The sequence below is a fragment of the Dialister sp. i34-0019-2H8 genome, assembly GCF_042846925.1.
Classification (GTDB): Bacteria; Bacillota; Negativicutes; order Veillonellales; family Dialisteraceae; genus Dialister.
In genome coordinates, this window is record NZ_BAABYQ010000001.1 from 1,207,861 (window position 1) to 1,232,457 (window position 24,597).

Genomic DNA, 24,597 nt, shown 5'->3' on the forward strand with positions numbered 1-24,597 from the left:
TCTTTGATTTAGTATACCTCATTATAACGCTATTCTCAGTTATATGTAAAAACATATTGTAAAAGGCGTAAGTGTCAAGTTTTTCTCGATAAAATATTTGACCTCCGATTCAATGGGGAATCCCCTTTGCCCATCTCGATGTAGGCCAAAGGTGCACCTTCCGCACCCGTCAAAGAAGTAAAAGCGAAAATCAGCAGAATAATGGGGAAACATAGCCCTACGCCTGACAGGGCGATCTTCCTGATCCCCTCGATGTGCCCAATATAAATACGGTCCACAATGTTATACAGTATTTTGACAAGCTGTGCAATGACCGTTGGGACAGCAAGGCGAACCATCAAAGCGGATACTTTACCACTTATTATCGTATTTATAGAATCATTATCAGTGTACCGATCACAATCAGAAGAAGTCCGGTTGTTGATTTCTTTGTCAGTTTCTCCTTGAACACAAAGAAAGAGAACGCAATCGTCACAAGAATGCTGAGTTTGTCTATTGGCACAACAACACTTGCAGGTCCATCCTGCAATGCTTTGTAATAGCAGAGCCATGATGCGCCTGTGGCAAGTCCTGACAGGGAAATAAACCCAAGCTCTTTTTTCTCCATATGATGTATTTCGTTCTGTTTGCCTGTTACAAAAACCATGATCCAAGCCATAACAAGCACAACACCGGTTCGTAGGGCTGTTCCGAGATTGGACTCCACGCCCGAAATACCTATCTTACCAAGGATTGCGGTCAGGCTTGCAAATACGGCAGAGCCGACAGCATACAAAAACCAGCTCTTGCTCTTTTTGTCGGTCTGAACAACATCCTTTTTCTCAATTATAAGAGAAGTACCTATGGCGATAAGCGTGATGCCTGCTGCGCCAAGCCATGTAAATTCGGAGAAAAAGATGGCCGCCAAAATGAATGTCAGAACGGTGCTTGACTTATCAATCGGCACGACTTTATTGATATCACCAAGCTGCAAGGCTTTGAAATAGCAAAGCCACGATGCGCCTGTGGCTAGCCCCGACAGTACAAGAAATACAAGCGTTTTTGCTTCTATGACTGTCATTGCTGACTGCGATCCCACAACAAATACCATGATCCACGAAAACAACAGCACAATGATCGTGCGAATGGCTGTTGCCACATTGGAATCTGTTTTCTTAATGCCGCACTTTGCAAGAATAGATGTGACTCCGGCAAAAAACGCGGATAGAAATGCAAATAGGATCCACATAGCAAGCTCCTTCCAATTCTCTAAAATTCATCGTTTAGCCTCGTTATTTTACCCAATAAGATATGGTATCACAAAGAACACTCGGTTTCAAAAAGAAAAACGGCATAGCCGGATTTCTCCGAAACTATGCCGTATTTTTCAAAGGATAAAAATCCCCTGCTTGCCCTCTTGAAAGAGAAAGGCTTTTTATCATAGGCTGTGAAGCAGAAAAAAGTGACAGGCGCATACAAGGGGCGCGCCTATCCTTCTTTATCCTTATTTCTTGCTGAAAGCATAGAGCTTTTCTGTCACGCGGTCGACTTCGTCATAGAGTTTTTCTGTGTCGATGGTCGTCATCTCCTTGTGACGCATGACGGTCTTGCCATTGATGATGACGGTGTCGACGTCCATGGAGTTTCCGGCATAGACGGCAAGGGAGATGCTGTCGAAGCGCGGGTGCCAGTGATAGCCGCTTCTGTCCACGAGGATGATATCGGCGAGTGCGCCCTTTTCCAGCTTGCCGAGGTCATCATAGCCGAGGCATTTGGCGCCATCGACGGTCGCCATTTCCATGGCTTCGGTCGCAGTGATGGCGAAGGGATCGTAGGTATTCGCTTTATGGATGAGGGAGGCGAGGCGCATTTCTGCGAACATGTCGAGCTTATTATTGGAGGACGCGCCATCGGTACCAAGGCCGACGGTGACGCCGGCTTTTCTCATCTTGACGATGGGTGCGATGCCGGAGGCGAGCTTCAGGTTGCTGCCCGGATTATGTGCGACGCGGACGTGCTTTTCTTGCATGATGGCGATGTCTTCGTCGGTCACATGGACGCAGTGGGCTGCGAGTGTCGGCAGCTCGAAGAGACCGAGGTCATTCATGAGGGCGATCGGTGTCTTGCCATATTCCTTGAGGCAGTTTTCTACCTCCCCTTTTGTTTCGGAGAGATGGATGTGGATCGGGATGCCGCGCTTCATCGCTTCGTCGCGCACCTGCCGAATGTAGTCCGGTGGGCAGGTGTAGGGAGCGTGCGGTCCGAGCATGACATGGAAGCGTCCGTCTCCGGCGCCTTCCCATTTCTCGAAGAGCTCGATATTCTCCTGAAGGCCGCTTTGTGCATTGGGGCTGATGCCTGCGAGGCCGCGTGCCAGATTTCCGCGGATACCGGCTTTGTCAGCTGCCTTCGCGCAGGAGTCCATGAACATGTACATGTCGCAGAAGGCGGTGGTGCCGCCGCGGATCATTTCTGCGAAAGCAAGCATGCTTCCCCAGTAGACGATGTCGTCGTCGAGGTGGTCTTCAGCCGGCCAGATCTTGTTCTGCAGCCAGTCCATCAGTTCCATATCGTCGGCGTAGGAGCGGAACAGTGTCATCGCAACGTGGGTGTGGGTATTCACAAGCCCGGGCATGGCCAGCATGCCTTTCCCATCGATGACTTCCGTATAGTCTTCGTCTTTTGGGTTTTCCGGGAAATCTTTGATATATTTCCCGTCTAAAGAAATATTCTGGTTTTCGGTGACTTTGCCATTCCGGTAAAGTCCGATGTTTTTGATCAGTGTGGTCATATCGATGCTCCTTCTTAGTCGAGTCCCAGGTACTTTCTCTGTGCTTCTGTCAGGGTATCGATCTGGTATCCCATGGCAGCGAGCTTGATGGAGGCGATCTTGGTATCCAGTTCATGCGGAAGGGTGTAGACGGCCGGCTTCATGTCCTTGCCGTGCTGGAGGAGATAGCGGGCTGCGAGGGTCTGCATTGCGAAGGAGAGGTCCATGATCTCTGCCGGATGGCCATCCCCTGCTGCAAGGTTCACGAGGCGGCCTTCAGCCATGAGGAATACGGTCTTGCCGTTTGGCAGGACATAGCCTTCGATGTTCTTGCGGGCTTCGTAGTGAGAGACGGCGATGCGTTCCAGATCCTTGCGGCTGACTTCGCAGTCGAAGTGGCCAGCATTCGCACAGATGGCGCCGTCCTTCATCGCGAGGAAATGCGGCTCGGTGATGATGTCGATGTCGCCGGTGACGGTGAGGAAAATGTCACCGTGCTTAGCAGCTTCTGCCATCGGCATGACTTCGAATCCATCCATCACGGCTTCGATGGCTTTGATGGGATCGACTTCTGTCACGATGACATGGGCGCCGAGGCCTTTCGCACGCATCGCACAGCCTTTGCCGCACCAGCCATAGCCGGCGATGACAGCGGTTTTGCCGGTGACGGTGAGATTCGTGCTGCGGATGATGCCGTCCCAGGCAGACTGGCCGGTGCCGTAGCGGTTATCAAAAAGGTACTTGCAGTAGGAATCATTGACTGCGATCATCGGGAATTCCAGCTTGTTTTCCTTTTCAAGGATCTTCAGGCGATATACGCCTGTGGTGGTCTCTTCGGAGCCGCCGATGAGGTTCTTCTGGCACTCTTTTCTGGTGGTATGGAGCAGGTGTACGAGGTCGCCGCCGTCGTCGATGATGATGTCGGGCATGTGGTCGAGGGCCTTGTTCAGGAACATGAAATATTCCTCTTCGGTGCAGGCATGCCATGCATAGACGGTGATGCCGCTCTTGACGAGGCCGGCTGCGATCGGATCCTGCGTGGAGAGCGGATTGCTGCCGGTGCAGATGACATTCGCACCCGCTGCTTTCAGCGTGAGCGCAAGGTAGGCGGTCTTCGCTTCGAGATGGATGGACATGACGATGGTCTTGCCTTTGAAGATCTGCTCTTTGACGAATTCTTCACGCAGTGTATTCAGTGCGGGCATGAATTTTTCGACCCAGGAAATACGCTGCAGGCCTTCGTCGGCCAAGGAAATATCACGAATCATGGATTCAGACATGAGAGACTCCTTTCGGAAAACAGTAAAGGTTCAGGGTTCAAGGTTGTGGTAGCGGCTTCGCCGCAGTATAAATCTGGCGATTCTCGAAGGTCCGCGATGGCAGGTTTCCCTCGTATCGTCAGCCTTCCCCTCGAGGGGAAGGTGCCCCGAAGAGGCGGATAGGGCACAGGCGGTATGAAAGATAGATGAGGAAAGCGGAAAAGTGCGCGGCACATGTAGGGAAAGAGTGAACCCCTGATCGCCGCTGATGCAGCCCCTTCCCTGCGGATTACAGGCTTCCCGTTTTCGGATTTTCTGCCATTGACCGCCTGACCGCGAATGACAAAGATTTCTCGCTTCGCTCGAAATGACAGTACAAGAAAGACCGATGGTCCCTAGTCACTAGCTCCTAGCTACTAGTCACCAGTTACTTTTTAATTTTGAAAGCTCTTTCTTGTACCGCGCGATCGCCGCTTCATACGGCGCTTTCAGCACGCCCTTTTCCGTGATGATACCGGCAATGAGAGAGGACGGCGTGACATCGAAGGCGGGATTATAGACAGGGACGTCTTTCGGCGCGCTGTAGACGCCGGCAAATTTCCGCACTTCGTCCGGATATCTTTCTTCAATGACGATCTCCTTGCCGGAGGCGATGGAGAAGTCAAATGTCGAGAACGGGGCAGCGATGTAGAATGGGATATGGTGGTAGGCTGCCATGACGGCAAGGCCGTAGGTGCCGATCTTATTGGCGGTATCGCCATTCGCCGCGATGCGGTCTGCACCGACGATGACGGCGTCTATTTTCTTGTCGCGCATGACGGAAGCGGACATCGTATCGGAAATGAGGCAGCACGGGATATGCCCTTCCATGAGCTCAGTCGCGGTGAGGCGGCTCCCCTGCAGGAGCGGACGTGTCTCATCCGCATACACGCACTCGATCGCTCCACGCTCATGAAGGACGGAGAGGACGCCGAAAGCCGTGCCGATGCCTGCCGTCGCCAATGCTCCCGTATTGCAGTGGGTCAGGATGCGGAGACCCTTTCTTCCTTGGAAAAGATCTGCGCCATTTTCACCGATGGACCGGCAGGTGTGAATATCTTCCGCTTCGATATCACGGGCCTTTGCAAGGAGAGCATCTCCCGCTTCTTTGGCAGGATATCGATCGAAGACCTTCTCCATCTCGGAAACGGCCCAAGACAGATTCACGGCAGTCGGACGCGCCGCGCTGATCTCTTGGCAGGCGTGGTGAAAGGCAGCCGATACATCAGAGGACAAAAGGCACTCTCTATAGGCGAGGACGACGGCATAGGCGGCCGCGACACCGATCGCAGGAGCTCCGCGCACCGCAAGGATGCGGATGGCATCGGCTACCTCACGGTAGTCCCTGCAGCGTAGATAGGTGATCTCTGTAGGGAGCTTCGTCTGGTCAAGAAGGCGGAGGCTCTCACCTTCCCAGGCAAGCGAGCGCAGCGCACTCATACGTGAAATCCTCCGAAGGCTTCTGCGGCGTGGCGGCAGTGGCAGTCCTTCTCTACATCATACGTCTCGAAGACGTCGGTCACGATGCGGTACATGTTGCGGCTGTTTTCTGCCATGCAGTCGAGGACTTCCTGATGGCTCAGCTCCTCTTTTGTGATGCCGGCAGCGAAATTCGTGACCATGGAAATGCTTGCGTAGCAGATCTCCGCTTCACGAGCGAGCTGGCACTCCGGTACATTCGTCATGCCGACTACGTCAGCGCCCCACATGCGGTATGCCTTGATCTCTGCCGGGGTCTCGAAACGCGGCCCTTCCGTGCAGATGTAGGTTCCCTGCGGGTGTAGAGTGATGCCTTCCTTTCTTCCGGCGGCAAGGATCGCTTCCCGAAGCGATGCACAGTACGGATGGCTCATGTCGAGATGGGCAACGCCATAGCGCTCGCCATCATAGAAGGTCCCTTCGCGAGCTTTCGTCATATCGATGAACTGGTCGAGAAGCACCAGCTCACCCGGCTTGTAGTCCGGATTCAGTGAGCCGACGGCCGTCGTGCTGATGACGGCTGCGACGTCAAGCATCTTCAGGGCAAACATATTGGCACGGTAATTGATCTTGTGCGGTGGGATCGTGTGATGCGCCCCATGACGGGAGAGATGGATGATCTCCCTGCCTTCAAAGAAACCGGCTTCATACTTCGCTTCGCCATAGGGCGTCTCGATGATATGCTCGGTCACGTCCTTCAGCAGGACAGAATTTTCCGCCCCGGTGCCGCCGATGAAAGCGATTTTTTTCATTGTACATGATCTCCTTCCATGAACCATTTAGAAAGTGTATCTCGATCGATCGTATATTTCTTATCACAATACGGGCAGACGATCTCGATGGAGGGATCGGCAAGCAGGCTCTGCTTCTCCGCCTCCGGGAGAGACTTCAGTGTCCCTTTGATGCGTTCCTCCGAGCAGGTGCATCGGAAGGTCAAAGGGCCGTCTTTGAGCAGTTCGAACCGACCCTCGACCAAAAGTTTTTCCAGAGAGCCTTCTTCCTTGGCATCCTTCGTTAGGTCCCAATGATCCAGCTCACGGAAAAGCTCTGCGAATCTTCCCATATTTCCTTTTGGCAGGAGCTGCGCCATGAAGCCCGCCGAGCGCAGGATATCGCCCTTTTCGGTCATGGAGATATCCAGCTTCACGGCCGACAGCGTCTGCTCAGATGTATTCATATACTCTGTGAGGCACGCCGAAATGTCTCCGTGAGACAGGTTCACCGTACTCGTATATGGGAGCTTCAGGAGCGAGTAGCGCGTCACGAAGAGCTGTCCCTTTGCTGCTGCCAGCGCGGCCTCATGCACATCGTCACAAGGCACGCCTTCTCCGGCTTCCGGATGGTCCAGGAAACCGCGGACAAAGCGCCCGTCATAGGCATCGACGTGGATCGCGCCCAAAGGGCTTCCTGTCATCCAGCGGATGGAGATCCCTTCATGATTTTTGAAATCATTGATGAGGATCGCCGCACCTGTCATCGCCTTCGCGAGGATCCTCGCAGACGCCGGGGGCAGATGATGGATTGCTTCCGCTTCGAGGGATACATTCGATGTATCCGCGACAGTCAGACGGATGCCGTCCGCACTCAGATAATGCTGTATCGTATTCGTATTCATAGTCAAAACCTCTGGTACACATGAAATTTTCGCCGGAGAGAATGGCTCTTCCAGCAGCACAAATCGCATATATTATAGCATAATAGAACGGGGAATGGTGAGGTTTATGGGGACGGCCCGTGGGGCGTCACCCTTTAGCTCTGTTTCAAAGTCCCGTTTGAATGGAGAAATTAGAAATGAGAAATGCGAAATGGTGGTGCCCGAAGGCAGTATTTAGCCACCAGTCACTCCTAATCCCTAGCTACTAGTCCCCAGTCCCTCCCATTGCATAAACTCTGAAAATACCGTATATTCTCTGCATTTTCTCATGTTTTTGGTTGACTGAACTATGAATTTATGGTATTGTTGAATCATGCTCAATACGAGCAGTGTAAGTCATTTTTTTAGGAGGAATTTCCATGAAAGGTACAGTTAAGTGGTTCAGTGCAGAAAAAGGCTACGGCTTTATTGAAAGAGAAGAAGGCGGCGACGTTTTCGTTCATTTCTCTGCTATTCAGGCTGATGGCTTCAAAACACTGAATGAAGGCCAGAAGGTCGATTTCGAAATTATTGATGGTGCAAGAGGACCTCAGGCTGCTAACGTTAAAGTTGAAGGCTGATCACTGAACTGACTGCTATATAGCGTAAGTTTGTAACCAAAGATAAAAAGAGAGCCGTGAATCATTGGATTCGCGGCTCTCTTTTTTATGCTTGCTTGGCAACCCTCTATGCTTTCTTTCCGGAGATATTCTCTCTCATCTCGGTATCGGCTGCAATATTTTTCATTTGATAGTAATCCATGACACCCAGATTTCCCTTCTGGAGGGCTTCTGCCATAGCCTTTGGCACTTCGGCCTGGGCTTCGACGACCTTCGCCTGCATTTCCTGGGTATAGGCGCGCATTTCCTGTTCCTTGGCGACAGCCATGGCACGGCGTTCTTCGGCTCTTGCCTGTGCAATCTGCTTATCTGCTTCTGCCTGATCGGTCTGGAGCTGGGCGCCGATATTTCTGCCTACATCGACATCGGCGATATCGATGGAGAGGATCTCAAAAGCTGTCCCCGAGTCGAGACCTTTGCCGAGGACCGTACGGGAAATGTGATCCGGATTCTCCAGTACGTCGGTGTGCTTTTCGGAGGAGCCGACGGTCGTGACGATGCCTTCGCCGACACGGGCGATGATGGTCGCTTCCCCTGCCCCGCCGACGAGGCGATCGATATTCGCACGGACGGTGACACGTGCGCGGACCTTGAGCTCGATGCCGTTTTTCGCGACCGCAGAAATGGTCGGGGTCTCGATGACCTTCGGATTGACGCTCATCTGGACGGCTTCGAGGACATTGCGTCCTGCCAAGTCGATGGCGGCTGCCTGCTCGAAGGAGAGATCGATCTGTGCGCGGTGCGCGGCGATCAGGGCATCGACGACATTATCCACATTGCCGCCCGCCAGGTAGTGCGCTTCGAGCTGGTTCACGCTGAGGGAAAGTCCCGCCTTCGTGCCTTTGATGAGCGGCAGCACGATCATCTGCGGAGAGACGCGGCGGATCCGCATCCCCACCAGATTGAAGAGGGAGATATTCACATCCGCGGCGAGTGCGGAGATCCAGAGTCCGATCGGCACGAAGTGCAGCAGGACGGACAGAGCTGCGATGGCGATGAAAAAGATGATCACCGGAAAGAATAAAAGTTCCATACATGCCTCCTTTTTATAATTAGGAATCAATGAGAGTCCGCTTGGCAGGATTCTCAGTTTACGGCTTCGGAAAGGGTATGCCGGAGCCATGGGTCAAAGGGTCAGAGGATCTGCTTCTGCGATAGGATCGACGCTGGCAATCCTATCGCACCTGCTCTAGCGGGCATCCGCTTTTTTCACGACAAGATAGCTTCCTTCTGCCTTGATGACGATGACCTTCTTCCCCTTCTCTATGAAGTCACCGCGAGAGACGGCGTCCAGGATATGGCCTTCGATGTCCACTTTGCCGGACGGGCGAAGGACAGAGTCCGTCATCCCCTCTTTCCCGACATAGGCTGACAGATCAGCAGCGGAAGACTTGAAGCCCTTCTGACCGGTGAGGGAATCACGCAATGTGACTTTCTGCCACAGTCGGCTTTGTGAAAGGTGATCGAGCAAGAAATAGAAACCGATCCCGGCGAGAAGTACGCCACCCGACAGGATATAGAGAGCCGTCATATCTCCGCCGAAGGTGAAGAAAAGCCCGGAGAGAAGGAGGACGAGGCCTATGACAGCCGCTACGCCTGTCATGAGTGCCAGGATGTCCAGAATGACCAGCGCCAGCCCGCCGAAGTACAAGACAGCTTCGAGCATCTGATCGCCTTCTGACCAGTTCGCTCCGATCAGAAGACAGCCAGCGATCGCCGCTGCCAGTGCCCCGCCCGAGAATCCGGCGATCTTGATCTCCGCCAGCAGCGAGATAAGGATGACGGCGGATAAGAGACCTTCTACGATCGGGTGCCTAAAAACGTCTGCCATAGGCATGGCATCGGCTGCCAGCACCTGCATGGGAAAGAATAGCAGGAGAAATAGGAATTTCTTCATTTTTGATGGGATGCCTCCTTTCGCGCCATGATTCCTATTTATTATACACTTACAGAAAAAGTTTTTCCTGTATTTTTTCCACCTTCCCCTGCCATTGCAGATGCACAAAAAAAGGAACCCCGAAGGCAGGCTTCGGGGTTCCTTTTTGTATGGGGATCAGTCGACCGGTTTTGCGAAGAGGTCTTTTTCTTTCTCTTTCTTGAGAGCGGTCTTGATGTGCAGTTCTTTCAGCTGCTTATCAGCGACTACAGACGGTGCCTGGGTGAGCGGATCGATCGCGCTCTGGGTCTTCGGGAAGGCGATGACATCGCGGATGGAGTCGAGGTGGAGCATCAGCATGACGAGACGGTCAAGACCGAGGGCAATGCCTGCATGCGGCGGAGCGCCGTACTTGAATGCATCAAGCAGGAAACCGAATTTCTGCTCTGCTTCTTCCTGAGAGATACCGATGGCTTCGAATACTTTTTCCTGCAGATCCTGCTGGTAGATACGAAGGGAGCCGCCGCCGGCTTCGACACCGTTCAGGACCATATCATAGGCTTTCGCATAGACCTTGGACGGATCGGTGAGGAGGTACTGTACATCTTCATCTCTTGGTGCGGTGAATGGATGATGTTCAGCGACGTAGCGTTTTTCTTCTTCGCTGTATTCGAACATCGGGAAGTCGGTGACCCAGCGGAAGCAGAATTCATTCGGGTCGATGAGGCCCATGCGGCGAGCCATTTCGAGACGGAGTTCGCCCAGAGCCTGTGCGACGACCTTCGGCTTGTCAGCAATGATGAGGACGAGGTCGCCTTTTTCCGCTTCGCAGACTTTGCCGATCTCACGGATCTTGTCTTCGCCGAGGAATTTGGTGATCTGGCACTTCAGGCTGCCGTCTTCATTGAAGCCGATCCAAGCCAGACCTTTGGCACCATAGTGGCCGACGTATTCGACGAGGCCGTCGAGTTCACGACGCGGAATGCCGGCATCGCCTTTGACGGTGATGGCTTTCACACAGCCGCCATTATCGAGGACGGAGCGGAATACTTTGAAGCCGGTGTCACGGAGCAGGTCGGATACATCATAGAAATGCATATCGAAACGAAGGTCCGGTTTGTCGGAACCATAGAGAGCCATGGCGTCATCCCATTTGATCCTCTTGAACGGGATCTGGATATCGACATTGAGGACTTTCTTGAAGACTCTCTGCATCATGTGTTCCATGAGGTCCAGAATGAAGTCCTGGTCTTCGAAGGAGAGCTCCATATCCAGCTGGGTGAATTCCGGCTGGCGATCGGCACGCAGGTCTTCATCGCGGAAGCAGCGAGCGACCTGGAAGTAGCGTTCTAGACCGGAAACCATGAGCAGCTGTTTGAAGAGCTGTGGGGACTGCGGCAGAGCGTAGAATTTGCCCGGGTTCACACGGGAGGGGACGAGGTAGTCGCGTGCGCCTTCCGGGGTACTCTTGGTGAGCATCGGGGTCTCGATTTCGAGGAAATTGTGTTCATCGAGGAAGGTTCTCATCTCATGTACGATCTTATGGCGCATGATGAGGTGGTTCTGCATTTCCGGACGGCGCAGATCGATGTAGCGGTATTTCAGACGGACGTTTTCATCGACATCGATGCCGTCTTCGACGTAGAATGGCGGAGTCTTCGCTTTATTCAGGATGCGAAGCTCGGAAACGACGACTTCCACCTTGCCGGTCTTCATCTTCGGGTTAACAGTTTCTTCGCTTCTCTCTCTGACCTTGCCTTTGACAGCGAGGACGAATTCACTGCGGCAGGCTTCCGCCTTGTGGAATGCTTCTTCCCCGTACTGTGGGCTCATGACGAGCTGTACAATACCGCTTCTGTCGCGAAGGTCGATGAAAATGAGACCGCCATGGTCACGACGGGTATTCACCCAGCCTGCCAGTGTCAGTTCTTTGCCGCAGTCATTTTCTGTTACCAGACCGCATCCGCAGGATCTATGCATCCCTGCCATTGTTTCCATATTAGAGCACCTCTTTATAAAAATGTTGACGCTGTGAGAGATCGTAAGGAGATCCCGTCAGCGAAAATAAATGATATGTTAGCTTGCTTGTTGGTGTGTATTGACGGATAAAGCCGGAGGATCACGCATGATTTCATCTCGGCTTTGCCTGCCGGCAGAGGCCGGTCACCAAATGGCTATTTCTCAAACTTTGCAATATACCCGGCGACTTCGGCGAATGGGATCTCCTCCTGCGTGCCTTCTGCCATGTTTTTCACCATGGCTTTGCCGGAAGACAGCTCATTGCTGCCGATGATGACGGTGAAGTCGGCCTTTGTCTTGCCTGATTGCTTCATCTGGCCTTTGAGGCTTCTGCCCTGAAGGTCCATATCTGTGATGACGCCGTCCTGACGCAGCGCGAACTGGATCTTCACGCCTTCGGCCTGCGCCTCTTCGCCGAGAGCGGCGATGTAGACGTGTTTATCTGCTTTCGGCTCGGGGATCAGATGCTGCATTTCCAAAGCGAGCAGGAGACGTTCAAGACCGATCGCAAAGCCGATGCCCGGTGTGGAAGGACCGCCGACCTCTTCGACGAGGCCGTCATAGCGGCCGCCGCCGCAGACTGCGCTCTGCGCTCCGAGCAGTGGATACTGGATCTCGAAAGCGGTATTCGTATAGTAGTCGAGCCCGCGCACGAGCTTCGGGTCGATGGTGTAGGAGATCCCAAGAGCTGTGAGGTAGGATTTCAGAGCTTCGAATTTCCGGTGGCAACTCTCGCAGAGATAGTCCGTGATGACCGGCGCACCGACAGCCGCCGCTTTGCAGCCCTCTTCCTTGCAGTCGAGAAGACGAAGCGGATTCTTGTGAAGTCTGGCCTTGCAGTCTTCACAGAGCTGGCTCTCCTTGGGTTCGAAGAATTCGATGAGCTTCTGTCTGTACTGCGGACGGCAGTTCGCATCGCCGATGGAGTTCAGATGGAGATCGAGATCTTTCAGTCCGAGCTTATGGAAAATCTCACAAGCCATCGCGATGACTTCCGCATCCGCAAGCGGAGAGGACGCACCGAGGACTTCCAGACCGAACTGGTGGAATTCACGGTAACGGCCGGCCTGCGGACGGTCATAGCGGAACATGGAGCCGATGTAGAACATCTTATGCACCTGCTGGTCTCCATACATTTTATGTTCCAGGTACGCGCGGACAGCAGAGGCTGTATTTTCCGGGCGCAGGGTGACAGAGCGATTGCCTCTGTCCTTGAAGGTATACATTTCCTTCGTCACGACGTCGGTGGTATCGCCGATGCCGCGCTGAAATAATTCTGTCGCTTCAATGATCGGGGTACGGATCTCTTTGTATCCGTAGCGCGCACATACGTCACGAATGACGCCTTCCATGTAATCCCACTTGTAGACTTCGTCCGGCAGGATATCATGGGTTCCTTTTAATGCCTGCATTGTGACACCTCTTTACTTGATTTGACAGACATTTCGAAGGAGCAGAAGCTTCAACGCCCCTCCTCTGTCTATCAAAGACATTAACAAACTAAATTGTACCATTTCTACAGGGGAAATGGCAAATGAAAAATGGGATTGAGGATTGAGGGTTTAGGGTTAACCTTTGGTCGAGCTGTCCCTTGATTTCTCGCAAAAGAGGTTCAGCAGGTTCTACGGGTTCAAAGGGATTGCCGTGGCGCATAAAAATATAGAAGCGCCGCAGAGGTTTGAAATTAGCGATTTTCTCGTATCGCAAACCTAATCCCTAGCTACTCATCTTTCACACATGCACCATTGCCAGAGGCTGCAAGGAAGATTTCTCGCTTCGCTCGAAATGACGACATGGGAGTCTGAAGTCTTCTAGTCTTCCAGTCTCCCAGTCTTTTAGTCACCAGTCACTAGTTACTTCTAATCCCTAATCCCTAGCCACTCATCTTAAGTTACTCATCTCTCTCTTTCTTTGCGCAGTCTTTGCAATAGCCGTAGAATTTCAGCTGGTAGTCGACCACGTGGAATCCGCTATCTTTCTGGATCTTGTCTTTCACATCGGAAAGAAATAATTCATGGGAAAATTCGATCACTTTCCCGCAGCCAAGACAGATGAGATGGTAATGGGAATGATTCAGTGAATGATCATTCAGCTCATAGCGACTGCGTCCATCACCGAAGTCGAGCTTTTTGAGAAGCTCCAGCGATGTGAATAATTCCAGCGAGCGGTAGACCGTCGCAAGCCCGATGTCCGGATTCTCATCCCGTACCATCGCATACAGGTCTTCTGCACTCAAGTGTTTTTCTTTGCTGTCAAGGAAGGCCTGCAGAATGACCTGACGCTGCGAAGTGAATTTATATTTGTGCTCACGGATTTTTTTTCGCAGGGTATTCATAACCGTGGACTTTTTCATGAAAATGCCTCCACTTTTAAATTAGGAATGAGGAATCAGAAAGGGGAAGTCGGAGAAGCCGATATTTCCCGGAAGCTGCCAGCGCCCCCTATTTTCTCATCTTGTACTTATCATAAAACCACATATGCCGCAGGATGACCTGCAGGACGGCGACCAGCGGGACGGAGATCATCATGCCGACGATGCCGAAAAGCTGTCCGCCGATGAGGACTCCTGCAATGATCGCGACGGGATGTACATCGATGATGCTGCCCATGAGCTTGGGCATGAAGAAATGACCGTCGAGCTGCTGGACGATGATGTAGAATATGATGACTTTCGCCATGACGCCTGTCCCCTGAAGCAGAGCGAGGAAAACGGGCGGGATCGCTCCGATGATCGGTCCGATGAGAGGGATCATTTCCACGACGCCTGCCAGAAGTCCGATGACCAGAGGATAGGGAATATTCATGGACCACATGCCGAGGAAAACGACAAAGGCCATGATGACGGAAAGAAGCAGCTGCCCGCGCAGGTAGGCATTCAGCATGAAGTGGATCTCCTTGAAGATCGTCTCGAGATGATGATGGAAACGGTCAGGAAAGAAACCGATGAAGACATGCACGAAATAGCTGCCTCTCTTCATCATGTAGAATGTGATGAAGGGTACGACGATGAGCTCGACCACCGTACTTGCAAAAGAGAAGATCGCGGACAGGCTGAACTGTGCGACCTTCAGCGTATACTCGCCGACATCCTGAATGATGCGGGAAATGAAATTTTTCGCTTCCGGCGGCATCAGGGAGAGCTGGTACTGCCGCTCGATCTCCGGGATCGCCTGCTGCACCGCTGTCACCATATCGGGGATGCCTTTCACGAAGGCACGGAATTCTCCGATGAACGGCACGACGATGTGGACAATGATCATATATACAATGCCGATAAAGATGGCAAAGGAGATCAGGATCGCGATATCATAGGGCATCTTCGCCATCCCGCGGCAGACGCGGATATGTTCATGGATGAATTTCGCCAGCGGATTCAAAAGGATCGCGAGCACCAGCGAGACGGTGAAAGGGAAGAGGATCATGGGGGCCGCGACCACCAGTCCGAAGAAAAAGAGCGCAATGCCGATGCGCATCCAGAATTCAGCGCCCCATCTCATAGGCCGCCTCCCACCAGGAAGGGATTCGTCTTCTTTTCTTGGCCAATGGTCGTCGGATCACCATGTCCGGAAAGCACGGTTACGGTATCTGGCAGGCAGAAAAGATTCTTCCGGATGGCGGTCACGAGCGTCGTCATACTGCCTCCGGGGAAATCGGTGCGCCCGATGGAGCCATGGAAAAGAGAGTCTCCCGTGAAGACGATGCCCTCCTTCGCTTCATAGAAGGAGATCCCGCCCGGTGTATGCCCCGGAGTATCGATCACGGTAAAGTCCAGTCCGCAGGTCTTGATAGTGTCTCCCCCTTTCACCCAGTGCTCCGGATCCTCTACGAGTACGTGGTCGGGGAATTCATAGGATAAATTCTTGGAGGGGTCTTTCAGATACGAGGCGTCTCCGCGGCTCATATAGAGCTCAGCTTTCGGGAAACGGGCGCGCAGCGCATTCATGCCGGCCATATGGTCCACATGGGCATGTGTCAGAAAAATGGATCTCAGCTCGATCTGATCCTGCAGGATGGCATGGATGTAGTGTTCCGGTGTAAAGGAGGGATCTACGACCAGCCCTTCCATGGTCTTTTCATTGTACACGATATAGGTGTTTGTCATAAAAGGACCGAGTACTGTGTATTTGATTTTCATAACAAATCCTCCTTTGATTCACGTTTTTGCGGCAGCGGCTAAAAATTCTTATCGCTGTCGAGAAGCAGCGTCACGGGGCCGTCATTTTCGAGGGCCATCTTCATATGGGTGCGGAAACGGCCGGTCCCAACAGAGACACCGGCTTTACGGCAGATGTCAACGACATATTCATAAAGCGCATTCGCCCGTTCCGGAAGCTCCGCCTGTGAAAAGCTGGGGCGGCGCCCCTTTCTGGCGTCTCCATAGAGAGTAAACTGGGAAACGATCGCAAGCTCCCCTTTCACGTCCAAGAGAGACAGGTTCAGTTTATCATTTTCATCCTCGAAGATGCGAAGGTGCAGGATCTTGTCTGCGATGTACTCTGCCTCTTTCTCGGTATCGCCTTTTTTGACACCCAGAAGAACGACAAAGCCTTTGGAAATGGAAGCCGTTTCTTCACCTTCGGAATCCACCTTGCACCAGTTGCATTTTTGAACGACAGCACGCATTAATAGGTCTCCTTTATAAAATGGTTCAGGGTTCGGGGTCAGCCCGTGGGGCGTGCCCGCCCTTTGATTGTTTGCGAAAGAGGTTCAGCAGGTTCTATAGGTTCTATGGGGGTGGTGCCCGAAAGTGGTATGCAAGTCACCACTCACCCCTTCTTACTAATTTTCCCCCTTCGACGACTGCATTCTTCTGACTGAATGGACGCCCTTGATGCGGCGGATCTTGGTCATGATGAAGTCGAGCTGCGCCAGATCCTTGATCTGGATTCCAAGATTCATGACAGCCATGCCATTGTTCTCGACCTTGACATTCGCCGCAGAGACGGAGAGCTTCATCTCGGTCAGCACAGCCAGGATGTCCGCCATGAGACCGGTGCGGTCGTAGCAGATGACTTCGATCGTGACGAGGAACATGCCGCCGGTCTCTTCTTCCCATGACACATCGATCATGCGGTCTTTGTCCGGGAAATTGATGGCATTCGGACAGTCCGCACAATGGACTGAGACGCCGCGGCCGCGCGTCACGAAGCCGACGATGGAGTCACCCGGCACCGGGGTGCAGCACTTAGCGAGATGCACCTCGAGTCCCACTTCCCCGCGGACGAGGATGCCGGAGGACGAGCGCGCTTTCATGCTGCGCATCTTGAGATTCTCCAGATCCTTTGCGGTCTTTTGAAGTACGGGCTTTTGGAGAGCAAGCTCCTTCTTGTATCTTTCTGTGAGCTTCACCATCGTGCTCTTCACGGGGATACCGCCGAAGCCGATGGAGGCAAGAAGGTCATCGGTGGTCGGACAGTTGAAGGTTTTCGCGACCTCGAGCAGGCGGTCTTTTCCGATGAGCTTCTTCCATTCATAGCCAAGACGGTCTGTTTCCTCAAGCAGGAGCTGCTGCCCGCGTGCTATATTTTCTTCTCTGTTTTCTTTCTTGAACCAGCTGCGGATCTTCGCCTTACTGTCAGCCGCGCCGACCATATTGATCCAGTCATAGCTCGGCTTGCCATTTTTCGAAGTGATGACAGAGACGATATCCCCATTCTTCAGCTTCGTATCGAGCGGGACGATCTTATTATTCACCTTCGCACCGATGCAGCGGTTGCCGACTTCGGTATGGATGCGGTAAGCAAAGTCGATCGGGATCGAGCCCTTCGGCAGGTTGATGACATCGCCCTTCGGTGTGAAGACGAAGACTTCATCCGAGAAGACATCGAGCTTCAGGGCATTCATGAATTCTTTCGGGTTGCTGGTATCCTGCCATTCCAGGATGCGGCGCAGCCAGGAGATCTTCGCATCGAAGTCCTTGCCGCCAGCATGTCTGCCTTCCTTGTAGCGCCAGTGAGCGGCGACACCGTATTCGGAAATATGGTGCATTTCCCACGTGCGGATCTGGATCTCTACCGGCTGCCCCTTCGTCCCGATGACGGTCGTATGGAGCGACTGGTACATATTCGGCTTCGGGACGGCGATGTAGTCCTTGAAGCGGTTCGGAAGAGGTCTCCAGAGAGAGTGTGCGATGCCGAGGATCGCATAGCACTGCGGGATGGTATCCACGATGACACGCACCGCATAGAGGTCATAGATCTGGGATAAGTCTTTGTTATCCCTTTTCATTTTCTTGTAAATGCTGTAGAAATGCTTCGGACGTCCCGTGATGGTCGCCTTGATCCCCGCTTCCTCGATGTGTTCGTGGAGCACGCGCATGGTATCATCGACGATCTCCTCACGCGCCTTGCGCTTCTGCTTCATCTGGCGCACGAGGTCAGCATATTCCTCCGGATGCAGGTAGTGGAAGCAGAGATCCTCCAGTTCCCACTTGATGTTATAGATCCCCAAGCGGTGTGCCAGCGGAGCATAGATCTCGATCGTTTCGCGTGCGATGCGGATCTGCTTTTCCCGCCGGAAGATGCCTAGGGTACGCATATTGTGCAGGCGGTCTGCCAGCTTGATGACAACGACGCGGATATCCTTGGCCATTGCGAGGAACATTTTGCGGAAATTCTCAAGCTGCTGGTCCTCTTTGTCCTTGTAGTGGAATTGGGAGAGCTTCGTCACGCCATCGACCAGGAAGGCGACTTCTTCGCCAAAGAGCATTTTGAGATCTTCCAGCGTATAGCCGGTATCCTCGACGACATCATGCAGGAGTGCTGCCATGACGCCTTCCTTATCCATTTCCAGCTCCGCCAGAATGTAGGCCACGGAGACGGGATGGATGATGTATGGCTCGCCCGTCTGCCTGGTCTGTCCCGCATGCGCTTTTTCTGCCAGCTCGTAGGCTTCTTCGATGAGGTCGAGCGATTTCTCATCATGCATGTACGTTTTCAGCTTGTCGAAGAGCTTTTTATGCTCTTCTTCTTTTTCTCCGGCAAAATCCTGCTGCTCTTTCATGCGTTCTACATATTCATCCTGATGGATCAGAAATTCGGCCAGCGTCGAGGCGGAGGCATCCGTATGGATGGTCTCTTCATTGAGATTGCGATTGAATACGCTTGGTGCTGGAAGGGCATTCGTTTCTACCGGTACTTCTGTTTTTTTGTTTTCTGTATCATTCATAGCGGTGCCTCCTTACAGCATCAAAATTAAGGACTTCGGGTGCAAGCTCCGGAAGGCAGTGCCGGAAGCTCCCTCATGAAAATGGCACTGCCCGCTCTCTGATTTCTACGTTCCAAGGAATGGAGGTGTATCATCACCTGTGAAAGGAGAGCCGGTATCAGGCATGACTGGTAAAGTGAGAGGATATCTTCAGGCATCCCGAAGGATTGCGGCGAAGCTGTCACGACCTCGAACCTAAAACATTCTATGCTTCCTATACACTTCAGACTCCATGAGATCCAGCTTTTTCGTTGCGATACGGCGCTGGTAAAATTCTTCCCCGTTTCTGGAAAAGCGTGAGAGGAGCTCAAGCTCTTCAAAAACGGCAAGTCCCATGCTGAGGCTGACTTTTTCGAAGCCGCCCTGCGTCATGAGGCAGCTCTGTACCTCCTTCACAGGTCGTGGCTGGTCCTTCAGGAAAACGGTGAGCTTCTTGTAGATGTCTACCAGCAGATCGCGGGAGAGCAGCTTCTCATTTTCCTCTCGGATATCGCGGCAGATGAGCTGTACATGCTCGCCATACCATTCATGGACTTCCGGTTCGAAAACTAGATCGACCACATCCCCTGCGCGGCAGGGATCGATATCCCCCACGCCCCAGAAGATCGCATCGATAAGCTCCTTCCCGGCAGACAGCTGGCATTTGAAATGCCGTCTGTCCTGTCCGATGCGGCGCGCCGTTTCCACGAATGCCTGCCGCGTAGCAAAGATGGGCTTCGGATTGTCACAGCCGCAGGGCTCTAAAAGGTCGAGCGAGTGAATGAAATCGATGGATACATCGGAGAGCGGCAGGCACTCCTCTACCTCAAGGACAGGGATACAGTCTTCGGGAGTGAGCCTTGCTTTCGCATAGGCATTGAGCCGTTTTCGAAATTCGGGGATCTTGTCTGCCTCGATAGAAAAGCCGGCTGCCATTTTGTGTCCGCCATACTGGAGCAAGAGATCCTTCTGAGCTGCCAGGGCTTCATAGATATTGAAAGCAGGGATGGAGCGACAGGAGCCTTTCCCGACCCCGTCTCGGACTGTCAGCACCAGTACCGGACGATGGTAGATCTCCAGGATGCGCGACGCTACGATGCCGATGACGCCGGGATGCCAGTCCTGCCCGTCCACGACAAGGGCCATGTCCTTTTCGATAGCGAGCTCGGCGATGCGCTTCTGCGCTTCCTCGAAGATATTCCGCTCGATCTGCTGGCGCGTCACATTCGTATCACAGAGCTGACTGGCGAGGCGCTCCGCCTCTTCACTGGACTCTGTCGTCATCAGCTGTACGCCTTCTTTGGCATGGGCAATGCGTCCGGCTGCATTCAGACGGGGCGCCAGACCGAAGGACACCTGATCCGCATGCGTGATCGCTTTCGTATCCTCATGAACGATGCCCGATGCGATCAGGAGCGAAGAAAGCCCCTTGATGGAGGTCGTAAGGAAACGCTTCATCCCCTCCCGTACCAGGATACGGTTTTCTCCGGTCAGAGATACCACGTCTGCGATCGTCCCCAGTGCGGCGAGCTCTACATTGTCTGTGAAATCGACACCATCCCGCGAGAGATGCAGTGCTCTGGCCACCATGAAAGCGACGCCGCAGCCCGCAAGCTCCTTGTACGGATACGGGCAGTCCTTCTGGTGAGGATTGATCACGGCGATGCATGCCGGCAGCTGCTCGGGCGGTGTGTGATGGTCCGTCACGATGATATCCAGACCCTCGGGTTTTCTTGCGATCAGCTTTGCCGAGCTGATACCGCAGTCCACCGTGATGAGGAGCGTATAGCCCTCTTTCCGGAGGGAAAGCAAAGCCTTCTCATTCAGCCCATATCCTTCCGTTTCTCTCCGGGGGATGTAGTATCCGACATCCGCGCCCATGCCCTTCAGACAGCGCACGAGGATCGAAGTCGATGTGATGCCGTCTACGTCATAGTCTCCGTAGACTACGATCTTCTCTTTGCGATCGATCGCAGAAAGAAGACGGGTGACGCCCTCCTTCATCCCCTTCATCAAGAAAGGATCTGACAGATCCGACAGGTCATCGTATAAAAAATGGGATAATTTGTCTTCTGTATCCAGTCCGCGCCGCATCAGGATACGCGCAAGACCATCTGTGACCGAATGCCTGCGGAAAAACGCAGGGATCTCTTTTGTTTCGTTTTCGCCTGCCCGGATATGCCAGCGGCAGGCGGTTCGTCCTTGTGTCATCATGCCCTCGATTTCTGGAGATGGATGGAAGCTTTGATGTACGCGTCTTTCCGGTCTTACAAAATACCGGGTGCGTCCTTCTGCTGTGCAGTTTTGCTATCATGTCTGTGATATGTTCTCGATCATCCATCCATCGTCCGTAAAAGATGTAATTTGCAACAATTATACCATTTTTGATTCTCAATAGCTATGCCGTATTATCATTCTCAATTAAAAAGAGAGCGCCAAAGCGCTCTCTTTTTAATAAATGGATGCTCACAACGATCCCTTCGGTCAACAGTCACTTTCCCCCATGCTGCAGGCGCGCCTGTTTTCTGAGCGCATCCCACATCTTCACTTCTCTCGCTGTCGTCTTCACATCATGAACACGGAAGAGGGTGCAGCCCTTTTCGATGCCCCAAAGGTTCACGGCTGCTGTCCCCTCGTCTCTTTCTTCTGCCGGAAGGTCAAGGATCGTGCCGATGAACCGCTTGCGGCTGACGCCGAGAAGCCATGGATACGGATATGCCTGTGTGAGTTCATCCAGGCGGGCGAGTACCTCCATATTCTGCTCGCCGGTCTTTCCAAAGCCGATGCCCGGATCAAGGATGATGTTCTCTTCTTTCACACCGGCGGCAAAGGCGATGGAAAGTGTCCGGTCAAAGAAGGACTTCATCGAGGAGATGATATCTCCCTCATACACGGTATCGTTCTGGTTGTGCATCAGGATGGCAGGGACGCCATGGGCTGCCGTAACGGCGGCCATGCTGCCGTCATCGTACTGAAAGCCCCAGACATCATTCACCATATGCGCTCCGGCAGACAGGGCTTTTTCCATCGTCTCATAGTGGTAGGAGTCGATAGAGATCGGGACGCTGCTTTCGTCTAGCAGCAGAGGAAGAAGCTGCATGAGACGTGCTGTCTCTTCCTCTGCCGTCAACTCTGTGTGTCCCGGCCTTGTCGACTCTGCACCGACATCGATCATAGCAGCACCGTCTGCTGCCATGTCTTTCATATGAGACATCGCATGTTCTTTGGTATTCCACAAACCTCCATCGGAGAAGGAGTCAGGCGTCACGTTCAGGATGCCCATGACAAGGGAAACATCTCCAAGGGATAGCGTTTTCCCATCCTTCCATTTGTAATTGCGCACCGGTCTGGTCATATGTATCTCCTTTTGCATCGCTGCAGGAAAAAATATCGTAAAGATCAAGGGAAGCGGCTGCTGAATATCTTCCAAATTATACCATAAAAGGGCAACAAAAAAAGCGGCGTAAGCCGCTTTCCTGTGCGAACGAATCATTGAGGAGTATGATTCAGACGCAGCCGAATTGATAATCAGGGAAATAATCATCAATTGGACAAGCAGAACAACTCTGCTGCATGGCATTTCCTCCATGTACTTCTATTATACATGATATTTGAGAAATTTCCAGTGGGAAGCATCGAAACTTGAAATATTAAAGGGACTATCTGCCAAAAAGGGGCAAATGGCAGGGGCGATCTTTCGTTTGGCATGGGATCCGCGCCCTGCTGTGCTTATGCCTCTTCGATGAGCCGCTGCAGAAGCTCTGCTTTTCGATTCACGGCAGAGAGGAAACGGGAGAGATCTGTTACGGCATCCTTCCAGTAGATGAGAGCGACGGCATCTTCTCCGTTGTACAGGAAACGAAGAAGTGCAAAGCTCTCCTTTTCCCCGCGTTCCTGATAGGCAGCGATGCGATGCAGGCGCGCTTCCATCTTCAAGCGGTTTCCCTCCGTATCTTCCATATAGCGGAGGATCTTTTGCCATTCTGTGGCTGCCCCGCCGGAGAGTTCCACGAGGGCAAGGATTTCCTCCGGTACGGGCAGGTCAGTCCGCAGCAGAGAGAGACGTCCGATCTCTTTCAGCACGTCGAAAGCCTTCGCGGCTTCTAGCAGAAAAGCCGCCGCATACGACTGGCGGCTTCCTTTCCATGTCTTGGAGAGCTTCAGCGTCATCTCCTCTTGAAGGGCTGCCATATGACGAAAGGCGGTGAGAAATGCGCTGTATGTCTCCGGCGACATGTTCTTTGTCCACAGGACTGTCAAAAGATCAGAAGCTGCCTGCCAGTCTTTTTCAGACGCACGAACGGCGCCCCAGAATTTTTCTTCCTTATTTGTCATGGATACTCCTCATACCAGGAAATCGCTGATCCTGTCTCATCGGGACAGAATCAGCATTCCTCTTTTTTTCTGCCTGTATGCTTTACCGCTTACAGTTCGATACTCTCTCCGGGCTTCACGACGATGACGTCTATGCCCTCTTCCCTGCCCTTTTCCGCAAAAGCCGCCGGATCCTGCGCGATGACGGGCCAGGTATTGTAGTGAAGGGGGATCACATGCTTTGCTTTCAGGAATTTCGCAGCGAGGAGCGCATCCTCCGGCCCCATCGTGTAGTTATCCCCGATCGGAAGGATGGCATAGTCGATATCATACATCTCGCCGAAGAGCTTCATATCGCCAAAGAGCGCCGTATCGCCTGCGTAGTAGACGGTCGGTCCCTCTTTGAAAGAAATGATAAATCCGCATGGGATACCGCCCGGCACGCCGCAGCTGTGCAGCGCCTGTACCATTTTGATCGTGCCGAAGTCTGTCTTGTACTGGCCGCCTAAATTCATCGGTGCAAAGTTTAAGACCGTCTTCGGGAAAAGACCGATGACTTCAGGGATGGCAACGACCGTAGCACCCGTGCGGCGGGCGATTTCTACAGAGTCACCGAAATGATCGCTGTGCGCATGGGAAAGCAGGATGTAGTCGCATTTCACCCGATTCGGAGATACGGCGGCATCTCCATTTCCCGTGAGGAAGGAATCAAAAAGCAGCTTCTCCTTGCCGGTGTCCAGACGAAAGCAGGCATGTCCGAAAAATGTGTACTTCATAAAAATCGCTCCTTTCGAAACTCATAAAATGGTATGGATGGATTGGAATGTATCGCTATTTATTCTTTCGCGCCATGATCTCCTTGACGATCTTCTGTGCTACATCAGCGAGGGCGATGCCGCGCTTCATGCTGGTCTGCTGCATACGTCGGTAGGCATCTTCTTCGCTGATATGGTAGTAATCCATCAGAAGCCCTTTGGCGCGGTCGATAATCTTTCTGGCGGCAAATTCACGCTCCATGTCCTTCACCCGATCTACGATCTCGCTCTTCTGCCTAAACTGAGACACTGCGATCTGGATGGCGGGGAACAGATTTCTCTCATCGACAGGCTTCATGACATAGCCGAAGACCATGGACTTCTTCGCTTTTTCGATGATGTCTTCATCACCGAAAGCCGTCAGGAGAACCACGGGCGCTGCATTGTCATGGGCGATCATCTTTGCTGCCTGGATGCCGTCAAGGCGCGGCATTTTCACATCGAGGATGACGAGATCCGGCTTTTTTTCTTTGACAAGATCCAAAGCCTCCACCCCATCTGAGCCGACGCCGACGACTGTGTGTCCGGCTTCTTCGAGCATTTCTCTTAAATCCATGCAGATGAGCGCTTCATCATCTGCTATGACGATTCTATATTTTTCTGCCATTT

21 protein-coding genes are annotated in these 24,597 nt (G+C 52.8%); 1 reads left to right on the forward strand and 20 read right to left on the reverse strand.

All coding sequences use genetic code 11. From position 1 onward, the window contains the following. Positions 1-370: 370 nt before the first annotated feature. The 6 genes from ACGG9R_RS05100 to ACGG9R_RS05125 all read right to left on the reverse strand — a co-directional run bounded on the left by ACGG9R_RS05100 (position 371) and on the right by ACGG9R_RS05125 (position 7,141). Positions 371-1,228 (reverse strand): EamA family transporter, encoded by an 858-nt coding sequence (locus ACGG9R_RS05100; RefSeq protein ID WP_390152248.1) that lies wholly within the window; start codon positions 1,226-1,228, stop codon positions 371-373. Between the two features lie 255 nt (positions 1,229-1,483). Next, positions 1,484-2,770, reverse strand: a complete 1,287-nt coding sequence (locus ACGG9R_RS05105; protein WP_390152251.1) for an amidohydrolase — start codon at positions 2,768-2,770, stop codon at positions 1,484-1,486. 14 nt (positions 2,771-2,784) lie between these two features. Next, on the reverse strand, positions 2,785-4,029 hold the full coding sequence (locus ACGG9R_RS05110) for an adenosylhomocysteinase (protein WP_022106829.1): 1,245 nt from the start codon (positions 4,027-4,029) through the stop codon (positions 2,785-2,787). A gap of 399 nt (positions 4,030-4,428) precedes the next feature. After that, a complete protein-coding gene (gene mtnA, locus ACGG9R_RS05115; protein WP_390155091.1) occupies positions 4,429-5,478 on the reverse strand; it encodes an S-methyl-5-thioribose-1-phosphate isomerase in 1,050 nt (349 codons plus the stop codon). Positions 5,479-5,483: 5 nt separating this feature from the next. Beyond that, positions 5,484-6,278: an S-methyl-5'-thioadenosine phosphorylase gene (mtnP, locus tag ACGG9R_RS05120; protein WP_390152255.1), complete on the reverse strand. Its 795-nt coding sequence runs from the start codon at positions 6,276-6,278 to the stop codon at positions 5,484-5,486. Further along, positions 6,275-7,141 carry an Hsp33 family molecular chaperone HslO gene (locus tag ACGG9R_RS05125; RefSeq protein WP_390152258.1) on the reverse strand — a complete coding sequence of 289 codons (867 nt, stop codon included), beginning with the start codon at positions 7,139-7,141 and terminating at the stop codon, positions 6,275-6,277. Before ACGG9R_RS05125 ends, mtnP begins: the two co-directional genes overlap by 4 nt. A 392-nt stretch (positions 7,142-7,533) precedes the next feature. Here ACGG9R_RS05125 and ACGG9R_RS05130 point away from each other — a divergent pair, with 392 nt between their 5' ends. After that, entirely contained in the window at positions 7,534-7,740 is a 207-nt protein-coding gene (locus ACGG9R_RS05130) for a cold-shock protein (protein WP_269479184.1), read from the forward strand. Between the two features lie 106 nt (positions 7,741-7,846). Here the strand turns inward: ACGG9R_RS05130 and floA are convergent, their stop codons facing one another. The 14 genes from floA to ACGG9R_RS05200 all read right to left on the reverse strand — a co-directional run bounded on the left by floA (position 7,847) and on the right by ACGG9R_RS05200 (position 24,595). After that, positions 7,847-8,812: a flotillin-like protein FloA gene (gene floA, locus ACGG9R_RS05135; protein WP_390152261.1), complete on the reverse strand. Its 966-nt coding sequence runs from the start codon at positions 8,810-8,812 to the stop codon at positions 7,847-7,849. Positions 8,813-8,968: 156 nt separating this feature from the next. Next, on the reverse strand, positions 8,969-9,676 hold the full coding sequence (locus ACGG9R_RS05140; RefSeq protein ID WP_390152264.1) for an NfeD family protein: 708 nt from the start codon (positions 9,674-9,676) through the stop codon (positions 8,969-8,971). 156 nt (positions 9,677-9,832) lie between these two features. Further along, the gene (aspS, locus tag ACGG9R_RS05145) at positions 9,833-11,653 is read right to left on the reverse strand and encodes an aspartate--tRNA ligase (RefSeq protein WP_390152267.1); all 1,821 of its coding nucleotides are present in this window, start codon (positions 11,651-11,653) and stop codon (positions 9,833-9,835) included. A 176-nt stretch (positions 11,654-11,829) separates the two neighbouring features. Continuing rightward, positions 11,830-13,086: a histidine--tRNA ligase gene (gene hisS / locus ACGG9R_RS05150; protein WP_390152270.1), complete on the reverse strand. Its 1,257-nt coding sequence runs from the start codon at positions 13,084-13,086 to the stop codon at positions 11,830-11,832. Between the two features lie 479 nt (positions 13,087-13,565). Next, the gene (locus ACGG9R_RS05155; RefSeq protein WP_055237513.1) at positions 13,566-14,027 is read right to left on the reverse strand and encodes a Fur family transcriptional regulator; all 462 of its coding nucleotides are present in this window, start codon (positions 14,025-14,027) and stop codon (positions 13,566-13,568) included. Positions 14,028-14,115: 88 nt separating this feature from the next. After that, the gene (locus ACGG9R_RS05160; protein WP_390152273.1) at positions 14,116-15,171 is read right to left on the reverse strand and encodes an AI-2E family transporter; all 1,056 of its coding nucleotides are present in this window, start codon (positions 15,169-15,171) and stop codon (positions 14,116-14,118) included. Continuing rightward, positions 15,168-15,809, reverse strand: coding sequence for an MBL fold metallo-hydrolase (locus tag ACGG9R_RS05165; protein WP_390152276.1), 642 nt, complete (start codon positions 15,807-15,809; stop codon positions 15,168-15,170). Before ACGG9R_RS05165 ends, ACGG9R_RS05160 begins: the two co-directional genes overlap by 4 nt. 38 nt (positions 15,810-15,847) lie before the next feature. Next, on the reverse strand, positions 15,848-16,297 hold the full coding sequence (gene dtd, locus ACGG9R_RS05170; RefSeq protein WP_390152279.1) for a D-aminoacyl-tRNA deacylase: 450 nt from the start codon (positions 16,295-16,297) through the stop codon (positions 15,848-15,850). Between the two features lie 156 nt (positions 16,298-16,453). Beyond that, entirely contained in the window at positions 16,454-18,676 is a 2,223-nt protein-coding gene (locus ACGG9R_RS05175) for a RelA/SpoT family protein (RefSeq protein ID WP_390155095.1), read from the reverse strand. Between the two features lie 399 nt (positions 18,677-19,075). Beyond that, positions 19,076-21,073: a single-stranded-DNA-specific exonuclease RecJ gene (gene recJ / locus ACGG9R_RS05180; RefSeq protein WP_390152283.1), complete on the reverse strand. Its 1,998-nt coding sequence runs from the start codon at positions 21,071-21,073 to the stop codon at positions 19,076-19,078. Positions 21,074-21,350: 277 nt separating this feature from the next. Further along, on the reverse strand, positions 21,351-22,214 hold the full coding sequence (gene folP, locus ACGG9R_RS05185) for a dihydropteroate synthase (RefSeq protein WP_390152286.1): 864 nt from the start codon (positions 22,212-22,214) through the stop codon (positions 21,351-21,353). Positions 22,215-22,588: 374 nt separating this feature from the next. Further along, positions 22,589-23,194 carry a hypothetical protein gene (locus tag ACGG9R_RS05190; protein ID WP_390152289.1) on the reverse strand — a complete coding sequence of 202 codons (606 nt, stop codon included), beginning with the start codon at positions 23,192-23,194 and terminating at the stop codon, positions 22,589-22,591. An 89-nt stretch (positions 23,195-23,283) separates the two neighbouring features. After that, entirely contained in the window at positions 23,284-23,949 is a 666-nt protein-coding gene (locus ACGG9R_RS05195; RefSeq protein ID WP_390152292.1) for a metal-dependent hydrolase, read from the reverse strand. A 55-nt stretch (positions 23,950-24,004) separates the two neighbouring features. Continuing rightward, positions 24,005-24,595, reverse strand: a complete 591-nt coding sequence (locus ACGG9R_RS05200) for an ANTAR domain-containing response regulator (protein WP_390152294.1) — start codon at positions 24,593-24,595, stop codon at positions 24,005-24,007. Positions 24,596-24,597 lie beyond the last annotated feature (2 nt).

Bases quoted from the DNA above. Each gene is read 5' to 3' on its own strand.
- ACGG9R_RS05100 (WP_390152248.1), bottom strand. From the start codon at position 1,228: ATGTGGATCCTATTTGCATTTCTATCCGCGTTTTTTGCCGGAGTCACA.
- ACGG9R_RS05105 (WP_390152251.1), bottom strand. From the start codon at position 2,770: ATGACCACACTGATCAAAAACATCGGACTTTACCGGAATGGCAAAGTC.
- ACGG9R_RS05110 (WP_022106829.1), bottom strand. From the start codon at position 4,029: ATGTCTGAATCCATGATTCGTGATATTTCCTTGGCCGACGAAGGCCTG.
- mtnP (WP_390152255.1), bottom strand. From the start codon at position 6,278: ATGAAAAAAATCGCTTTCATCGGCGGCACCGGGGCGGAAAATTCTGTC.
- ACGG9R_RS05125 (WP_390152258.1), bottom strand. From the start codon at position 7,141: ATGAATACGAATACGATACAGCATTATCTGAGTGCGGACGGCATCCGT.
- floA (WP_390152261.1), bottom strand. From the start codon at position 8,812: ATGGAACTTTTATTCTTTCCGGTGATCATCTTTTTCATCGCCATCGCA.
- ACGG9R_RS05140 (WP_390152264.1), bottom strand. From the start codon at position 9,676: ATGAAGAAATTCCTATTTCTCCTGCTATTCTTTCCCATGCAGGTGCTG.
- aspS (WP_390152267.1), bottom strand. From the start codon at position 11,653: ATGGAAACAATGGCAGGGATGCATAGATCCTGCGGATGCGGTCTGGTA.
- hisS (WP_390152270.1), bottom strand. From the start codon at position 13,086: ATGCAGGCATTAAAAGGAACCCATGATATCCTGCCGGACGAAGTCTAC.
- ACGG9R_RS05155 (WP_055237513.1), bottom strand. From the start codon at position 14,027: ATGAAAAAGTCCACGGTTATGAATACCCTGCGAAAAAAAATCCGTGAG.
- ACGG9R_RS05160 (WP_390152273.1), bottom strand. From the start codon at position 15,171: ATGAGATGGGGCGCTGAATTCTGGATGCGCATCGGCATTGCGCTCTTT.
- ACGG9R_RS05165 (WP_390152276.1), bottom strand. From the start codon at position 15,809: ATGAAAATCAAATACACAGTACTCGGTCCTTTTATGACAAACACCTAT.
- dtd (WP_390152279.1), bottom strand. From the start codon at position 16,297: ATGCGTGCTGTCGTTCAAAAATGCAACTGGTGCAAGGTGGATTCCGAA.
- ACGG9R_RS05175 (WP_390155095.1), bottom strand. From the start codon at position 18,676: ATGAAAGAGCAGCAGGATTTTGCCGGAGAAAAAGAAGAAGAGCATAAA.
- recJ (WP_390152283.1), bottom strand. From the start codon at position 21,073: ATGATGACACAAGGACGAACCGCCTGCCGCTGGCATATCCGGGCAGGC.
- folP (WP_390152286.1), bottom strand. From the start codon at position 22,214: ATGACCAGACCGGTGCGCAATTACAAATGGAAGGATGGGAAAACGCTA.
- ACGG9R_RS05190 (WP_390152289.1), bottom strand. From the start codon at position 23,194: ATGACAAATAAGGAAGAAAAATTCTGGGGCGCCGTTCGTGCGTCTGAA.
- ACGG9R_RS05195 (WP_390152292.1), bottom strand. From the start codon at position 23,949: ATGAAGTACACATTTTTCGGACATGCCTGCTTTCGTCTGGACACCGGC.
- ACGG9R_RS05200 (WP_390152294.1), bottom strand. From the start codon at position 24,595: ATGGCAGAAAAATATAGAATCGTCATAGCAGATGATGAAGCGCTCATC.